At 74.3% G+C, this 6492-nt stretch carries 5 protein-coding genes and 1 pseudogene; 2 read left to right on the top strand and 4 right to left on the bottom strand.

The window, feature by feature from the left end; genetic code table 11:
• From BUB17_RS24705 to BUB17_RS24720, 4 genes and pseudogenes are all read right to left on the bottom strand, one after another.
• Window positions 1-247: pseudogene (locus tag BUB17_RS24705) on the bottom strand (IS982 family transposase); the annotation flags it as partial.
• 165 nt (window positions 248-412) lie between these two features.
• A complete protein-coding gene (locus BUB17_RS24710; RefSeq protein ID WP_432416403.1) occupies window positions 413-1132 on the bottom strand; it encodes a DsbA family oxidoreductase in 720 nt (239 codons plus the stop codon).
• Between the two features lie 114 nt (window positions 1133-1246).
• On the bottom strand, window positions 1247-2386 hold the full coding sequence (locus BUB17_RS24715) for a glycerophosphodiester phosphodiesterase (RefSeq protein WP_072921429.1): 1140 nt from the start codon (window positions 2384-2386) through the stop codon (window positions 1247-1249).
• A gap of 133 nt (window positions 2387-2519) precedes the next feature.
• Window positions 2520-3371, bottom strand: coding sequence for a patatin-like phospholipase family protein (locus tag BUB17_RS24720; protein ID WP_072921431.1), 852 nt, complete (start codon window positions 3369-3371; stop codon window positions 2520-2522).
• Between the two features lie 83 nt (window positions 3372-3454).
• On the opposite strand from BUB17_RS24720, the gene BUB17_RS24725 reads away from it, so the two are divergent.
• Both BUB17_RS24725 and BUB17_RS24730 read left to right on the top strand, forming a co-directional pair.
• Window positions 3455-5197 carry a class I adenylate-forming enzyme family protein gene (locus tag BUB17_RS24725; protein ID WP_072921433.1) on the top strand — a complete coding sequence of 581 codons (1743 nt, stop codon included), beginning with the start codon at window positions 3455-3457 and terminating at the stop codon, window positions 5195-5197.
• Between the two features lie 104 nt (window positions 5198-5301).
• Entirely contained in the window at window positions 5302-6351 is a 1050-nt protein-coding gene (locus tag BUB17_RS24730) for a potassium channel family protein (RefSeq protein WP_083606598.1), read from the top strand.
• Window positions 6352-6492: the final 141 nt, after the last annotated feature.

Consider the following 6492-nt stretch of genomic DNA (forward strand, 5'->3'; position numbering starts at 1 on the left):
CGCCACGCAGCCGCTTGTTGTAGCCGGACTGCCCGGGCAGATAGGGAAACGCGCCGGGCAGCCGTTGGGGGATCAGCCGCAGCCAGCGGGCCTCGGAGTGCACTCCGAGCAGCGCCTGCCCCAGCGCCAGCGTGAGCAGCTCGGCGTCGGTCAGCTTCGGTCGACGGCCGGCGCGGCGGTGAGGCCCCAGATAGTCGTCGATCCAGACGTAGAATGCGGTCAGGAGGGTGTTGAGGTCGGTCGTCACAACCCGAGCCTGAACACCCTCCGTCCGCGCCTACAGCGCCCTATGACCCTGCCGGCCGATAGGACTTACTCGTCTAGGTGCAGGAACCAGGGGTGGCTGTCCGTGGTCGGCGCGGGCGGCCCCTCCCCGGCGTCCCCGAGCTCGCGGGGATCCAGGAGGGGTCCGTCAACAGCCGTCGGGGCCGCAGACCTCGCCGCCGGTGATCACCGGGATGAGCGGCGTCCGCTCGGCCCAGGCCCGCTCGAGCACCTGCAGCAGCGCGTCGGCCGGCTGGGCGCCGTTGACGCCGTACTTCCGGTCGACGACGAAGAACGGGACGCCGCTGATGCCCAGCGCCTGCGCCTCGGCCTCGTCGGCCCGGACCGCGCCGGCGTAGCGCTGGTCCGCCAGCGCCGCGCGCACCTCGTCGGCCTCCAGCCCCGCCTCGGCGGCGAGCCGGACGAGGGTCTCGCGGTCGCCGACCGCCTCGCCCTCGCTGAAGTAGGCGGTCAGCAGCCGCTCCTCGACCGCGTCCTGCACCCCGCGCTCACCGGCGAGGTGGATGACCTGGTGGGCGTCGAAGGTGTTGGCGCGCACCGCCCGGTCGAACCGGAAGTCCAGGCCCTCGGCGGCGGCCTGCTGCGTCATGGAGTCGGTCATCTGCTGCGCCCCGAGCATCGAGGTGCCGTACTTCCTCGCCAGCCGCTCGGCGTACTCGGTCGGCGAGACCTCGTGCCCGGCCGCGGCCGAGGGTGCGCCCGGGTCGAGCTCGAAGGACCTCCACTCCACCTCGACGGTGTCCCGGTGCGCGAACCGCTCCAGCGCGGCCTCGAACCGGCGCTTGCCGATGTGGCACCAGGGACAGACGACGTCGGACCAGATCTCCACCTTCACGTGCTGCTCCAACGCCCCGCCCGCCGGCGGATCTTCCCGACGATCATGGCGCCGCGACCACGACCTGGGCCGGCGGAGTGGTCACCCTGCCATGATCGTCGGGAAGCGGGCGAGGCGGTCGGGAGGTCAGGCGGCCTGGTCCGCCTCGTCGAGGAACAGGTCGCGCGCGACCACGCCGGTGTCGGGGTTGTCGGTGAACAGCCCGTCGATGCCGGTCTCCCAGAACACCAGCTGCTCGTCGATCGCCCGGCCGTAGTCGCCGGGCTCCTCGCCGGGGTCGCGCAGCTCGGCGGGGAGGAACTCGTTCTCGTTGCGGAAGGTGTACGGGTGCACGAGCAGGTCCGCGGCGTGCGCGTCGGCCACGAAGGACGTCGGCTCGCCGAGGGTGCCGTCGGCCTCCCGCGGGATGACCTGGGCCTTCTCCGGGCCGACGCCGTCGGCGTACTCCCCGATGCCCGCCAGCCCCTCGGCCGTCGACAGGTCGGCGTAGGTGCGCGGGTCACCGGCGGCCACCAGGTCGGCCGGTGCGCCGGTCGCCGACAGCAGCTGCACCAGCGGGACGTCGACGACCCCGTCGAGCTCGCGCAGGTTGGCCGTCTCGAAGGACTGCAGGAACACCGGGTCGCCCTCGTCGTCGAGCCCGGCCTCGTCGAGGTCGGTGACCAGCGGCTCCTCGAGCGAGAGCTCGAGGGCGTCGAAGTAGGTGGGGTGCTTGGTCTCGATGTAGACGCCGACCTCGCGGCGCAGCTCCCGGGACAGCTCCTCGCGCAGCTCGAGCACCTCGTCGAGGGTGGGCACCTGGTAGAGGCCGTCGTAGAGGGTGTTCTCCTCCCGGACGTCGGGCAGCCGCTCCACCGCGCGCAGCGTGCGCAGCTCGGCCAGCGTGAAGTCCTCGGTGAACCAGCCGGTCAGCTCGGTGCCGTCGATCACCTTGGTGGTGCGCCGGTCGGCGAACTCGGGCCGGTCGGCGACGTCCGTCGTCCCGGAGATCTCGTTCTCGTGCCGGGTGACCAGCACGCCGTCGGAGGTGCTGACGACGTCGGGCTCGATGTAGTCCGCGCCCATCCGGGCGGCCAGCTCGTAGGAGGCCAGCGTGTGCTCGGGCCGGTAGCCGGAGGCGCCGCGGTGACCGATGACGAGCAGGTCGTCGACGCCGTCCCCGGTTCCCTGCCGCGGCGGCGCGGCGGTGGCCGGCCCGGTCAGCAGCAGCGGAACGGCGAGGACGGACGCCGTGAGCAGCGCGGTCCGGCGGTGGGCACGTGACATGGGTTCTCTCCCCGGGCTCGGACGGCGACGCTCGCCGTCGGCCCGGACCATCCCAGCCCGGCGACGTGGTCGCGACGTGAGCGCTCCCGCGGACCCGAGGTGGACCCCGCCCGGCATCCCCGGGGCGCCCGGTTCAGCCCTGCCAGACCTCGGTGACCTCGGCGGCCACGCCGGCGGCCTGTGCCCGGCCGGCGCGTGCGGAACCCGCGCGGGCGGCTGGGTCGAGCACGTTGCGGCCGATCGCGCGGCGGCCGGCCTCGTCCGGGGAGACGACGGCGACCCGCGCCACCATGCCGGTCACCTGTGCGTCGACGCTGGCCATCGGCCCCATGCCGCGCGGGAGAGGCGCGAGCACGACGACCCGGTCGTACCCCTCGGCGAGGTCGGCGTTGGCCGCCGAGCGCATGCCGCCGTCGACGTAGCGGCGGCCGTCGATGGTCACCGGCGGGTACACGCCGGGGACGGCGCAGCTGGCCGCGACCGCCTGCAGCAGCGGGACGCCGGAGGTGCGGTCGAGGACGCGGAACTCGCCGGTCTCCGCGTCGACGGCGGTGACGCGCAGGTCGCGGTCGGGCCAGTCGTGGCTGACGAGGCGGGAGCCGATGACGTCGAGCCGCTCCTGCTCGGTCGGGGTGAGCCCGGCCTGCTCGGCGGCCCGCGCCAGCGCCCCGACCCGCCGGCGGAACCCGACGTCGTCCCCGCGGCTGCGCAGCACCGCCCAGCCGTAGCGGGCCAGCGCGGCGCGGCTCATCCGGGCTGCCTGCTCGCCGGTGGGCGGCTCGAGCTGGCGGGCGAGCAGCCCGTCGAGGTCGGCGCCGCCGGTGAGCTGCGCGCCGACCACCGAGCCGGCCGAGGTGCCGACCACGAGATCCGCCCCGGTGAGGTCGACGCCGGCCTCGGCCAGACCGGCCAGCACGCCGATCTCCCACGCGATGCCGGTGATGCCGCCGCCGCCGAGGACGAGGGCCGTGCGCTGGTCGCTCATGCCGCCATCCTCACCCACCGTCGGACCTCGACACGGGTAGTGACGTGCGCCACGCTGTGGACCTTGGAGAGGAAAGGACCCGCATGACCGCCACGCAGGACGCTCCGACCCCGACCGCGCACAGCTGGCCGCCCGGCCTGCCGCGGTCCCTGGACTACCCCACGGTCCCGGTCGGCTCGATCCTGCGGGCCGCCGTGCGCCGCTGGGGCGACCGGACGGCGTTCGTCGACCACGACGTCCTGCTGACCTACACCGAGCTCGGCGCCCGCGCGCACGCCGTCGCCAACTGGCTGGCCGACGCCGGCGTGGGGCGCGGCGACGTCGTGGCGGTGCACATCCCGAACTGCCGCCAGTACCCGGCGGTCTACTACGGGGTGCTGCTGGCCGGGGCGACCTTCTCCCCCACCAACCCGCTGCTCCCGGCCGCCGACCTCGCCGCGCAGCTCACCGACGCCGGCGCCCGCGTGCTGGTCACCTGGGACCAGGTGCTGCCCTTCGTGCGGCCGGCCCTGGCGGCCACGCCCGTGGAGACCGTGGTGGTCACCGGGGAGGCGCACACCCTCGACCTCGGCGCCCGGCTGGAGCCGGCGGCCGGGGAGGTCGACCTCGCCGACCTGCTCGCCGCCGACCCCACCGACCGGCACCTCGACGCCGCGATCGACCCGGCCGCCGACCTCGCGCACCTGGCGTACACCGGCGGCACCACCGGGGTCAGCAAGGGCGTCGAGCTGCCGCACCGCGCCGTCGTCACCAACGTGCTGCAGTCGGCCTGCTGGTCGTCGGGGTCGCTGCCCGAGCTCGACGCGGCCGGCGACGTGACGCTGCGGCAGGTGCTCGGGCCCGACGAGCACCCCACCCGGCTCGGCGAGGCGCGGCTGGTCAACCTCACGCCGTGGTTCCACGCGATGGGCGCGATCGGCTACCTCAACGGCATGGTCATGGCCGGGACCACGACGGTGGTCCACCTGCGCTTCGACCCGGTGCGCTACGTCGAGGACGCCGTCCGGTACGCGGTGACGTCGATCGGCGGCGCGCCGCCGGTGTTCGTGGCGCTGCTGCAGGTGCCGGGCTTCCTGGAGGCCGACTGGTCCGGCGTCCGCGGCGTGTCCTCGGGTGCCGCCCCGCTGCCGGTGACGCTCATCGAGCGGCTGCAGGCGGTGCTGCCCAACGCCGTCATCGGCGAGGGCTACGGGCTGACCGAGGTGACGATGCAGGCCACCGGCAACCCGGTGTACCGCTCGGGCACGCGCAAGGCCGGCACCGTGGGCGTGCCGGTCTTCGACACCGAGATCAGCATCCAGCCGCTCGGCGGGGGGGCGCCGCTGCCGGCCGGCGAGCGCGGCGAGGTGTGCATCCGCGGGCCGCAGGTGATGCGCGGCTACGCGCACCGGCCGGAGGCGACCGCCGAGGCGATCGACGCCGACGGCTGGTTCCACACCGGCGACGTCGGCGTCCTCGACGGGGACGGCTACCTGGCGATCGTCGACCGCACCAAGGACATGCTGCTCTACAAGGGCTACAACGTCTTCCCGCGGGAGCTGGAGGAGGTGCTGTTCGGCGTCCCCGGGGTGGCCGGTGCGGCCGTGGTCGGCCGCCCCGACGAGGAGGCCGGGGAGCTGCCGGTGGCCTACGTCGTCCGCACGGGCGACGACGCCGGGGCGGCGCTGACGGCCGAGTCGGTCATGGCGGCGGTCAACGAGCGGGTGACGCCGTACAAGCGGCTGCGCGACGTCGTCTTCATCGACGCGATCCCGGTGTCGGCCGCGGGCAAGGTGCTCAAGCGGGAGCTCGCCGCGCGGGAGCGGGCCGCCGTTCCCGGGGGCTGAGGCCCGCTCCGCCCCGCCGCTGCCGCCGTCGCGGCACCCGTCCGCTCACCCGGACGGGTGCGGCGCGCACGCGGTCAGCCGGGTGGCTCACTATCGTCCCGCGGGTGGACCGCGACACGGGAGCGACGACCGAGCACACCGGCGTCCGGCTCGCGCACATCGAGGAGACCCCGGTCCGGCAGGTCTGGCGCCGCGTGGTCATCGCGGCGATCGTGCTCGCCATCGTCGTCCTGATCGTCTACCTCGACCGGGACGGCTACGAGGACAGCAGGGGCGGCGAGATCTCCGTCCTGGATGCCGCGTACTACGCGACGGTCTCGCTGTCGACGACGGGGTACGGCGACATCACGCCGGTCACACCGGGCGCCCGGCTGGTCAACGTCCTGGTGATCACGCCGCTGCGCATCATGTTCCTGATCGTCCTGATCGGCACCACCCTGGAAGCCCTCACCGCGCGGTCTCGCGAGGAGTTCCGCATCCGTCGTTGGAGGTCCCGCGTGCGCCAGCACGTCATCGTGTGCGGCTACGGCACCAAGGGCCGCAGCGCCATCCGCTCGCTGCAGGCCAGCGGCACCCCGCTGGAGCAGATCGTCGTCGTCGACCCCGAGCCGCGGGCCATCGAGGAGGCGAACTCGGTGGGGTTGCACGGCATCGTCGGCGATGCCGGCCGCACCGACGTCCTCCGCCGGGCGCACGTCGAGCGCGCCCGCGCCGTGATCGTCGCGGCCAACCGGGACGACGCATCGGTGCTGATCACGCTCACCGTGCGCCAGCTGAACCCCAGCGTGCCGATCACCACGTCGGTGCGCGAGGAGGAGAACGCCAACCTGCTCCGCCAGTCCGGCGCGGACACGGTCATCACCACGTCGGCCACCTCCGGTCGGCTGCTGGGGTTGTCCACCGACGCCCCGCGGGTGGTCGCCGTCGTGGAGGACCTCGTCACCGGCGGCCAGGGCCTGGACCTCCACCAGCGCCGGGTCACCGCCGGCGAGGTGGGCCTGGGTCCCCGGCAGCTGCGCGACATCGTGCTCTCGGTGACCCGCGGCGGGCGCACGCTCCGCTTCGACGACCCGCTGATCGGCACGCTGGAGCCCGAGGACGTGCTCGTCGTCGTCCGGTCGCACCCACCGGGCGGACAGCTCGCCGTCAGCTGACGGGGGGCGCAGGTCCGCGGGCTGGCGACGCCGGCGGTCAGCCGGACTCACAGCGCTGTCCGTGTCAGTTGATGGGGTTGGTGTAGCCGGCGTGGGTGAACCAGCCGGCGGCGTCTGCCGGTGTGATCGTGCGCATGGCGG

Origin of the sequence: Geodermatophilus obscurus, from assembly GCF_900143215.1 — a bacterium.
Lineage (GTDB): Bacteria > Actinomycetota > Actinomycetes > Mycobacteriales > Geodermatophilaceae > Geodermatophilus > Geodermatophilus obscurus_A.

Excerpts from the sequence above, each read along its gene's own strand:
- BUB17_RS24725 (WP_072921433.1), top strand. The coding sequence starts at position 3,455 with ATGACCGCCACGCAGGACGCTCCGACCCCGACCGCGCACAGCTGGCCG.
- BUB17_RS24720 (WP_072921431.1), bottom strand. The coding sequence starts at position 3,371 with ATGAGCGACCAGCGCACGGCCCTCGTCCTCGGCGGCGGCGGCATCACC.
- BUB17_RS24715 (WP_072921429.1), bottom strand. The coding sequence starts at position 2,386 with ATGTCACGTGCCCACCGCCGGACCGCGCTGCTCACGGCGTCCGTCCTC.